Here is a 482-nt window from a genome sequence, read left to right as displayed (position 1 = left end):
ACTTGCCCGCCGAGTGTTGCTAAACTTTCAACTAGAACTGCTTTAGTATCACGTAATCCGGCATAGAAAGCTGTAAACATACCAACTGGTCCACCACCTATGATTGCTACATCATATAACTCTGTCATTTAAATATTCTCCGATTTTACTTTATTGCAACGTCATTCTAACATTGCGTTAATTTAAAACAAAAATAGTTTTCGTCCGTTATAATTAATATATATTACAATTTGGAGGAAATGTGCGTCTGCACATAATTACAATTTATGGCTACTAAAAAAATGATTCTTGATCTAGATACGGGCGTGGATGATGCTCTGGCGCTCGCCTACGCTGTAGCTGATCCAAATGTCGATTTGATTGGTATTATCTCTAGTTATGGTAACACACTTGTTGAAACGGCCGCACAAAACTCACTGAATTTATTACATTTACTTGGTGCTGATGATGTCCCTGTATTTATTGGTGCTAGTCATTCAAGT

1 protein-coding gene and 1 pseudogene are annotated in these 482 nt (G+C 36.9%); one reads left to right on the top strand and one right to left on the bottom strand.

What is annotated here, in order from left to right:
• Positions 1 to 128: pseudogene (locus FF105_RS11585) on the bottom strand (NAD(P)/FAD-dependent oxidoreductase); the annotation flags it as partial.
• A gap of 138 nt (positions 129 to 266) precedes the next feature.
• Here FF105_RS11585 and FF105_RS11580 point away from each other — a divergent pair.
• Positions 267 to 482, top strand: a 216-nt coding sequence (locus tag FF105_RS11580; RefSeq protein WP_290046936.1) for a nucleoside hydrolase, incomplete at its 3' end; no start/stop codon positions are given.

It is taken from the genome of Leuconostoc sp. UCMA20149, assembly GCF_030400235.1.
Taxonomy (GTDB): Bacteria; Bacillota; Bacilli; order Lactobacillales; family Lactobacillaceae; genus Leuconostoc; species Leuconostoc pseudomesenteroides.
Note: the sequence above shows the minus strand (reverse complement) of the source record. Positions and strands in the feature narration are given on the sequence as shown.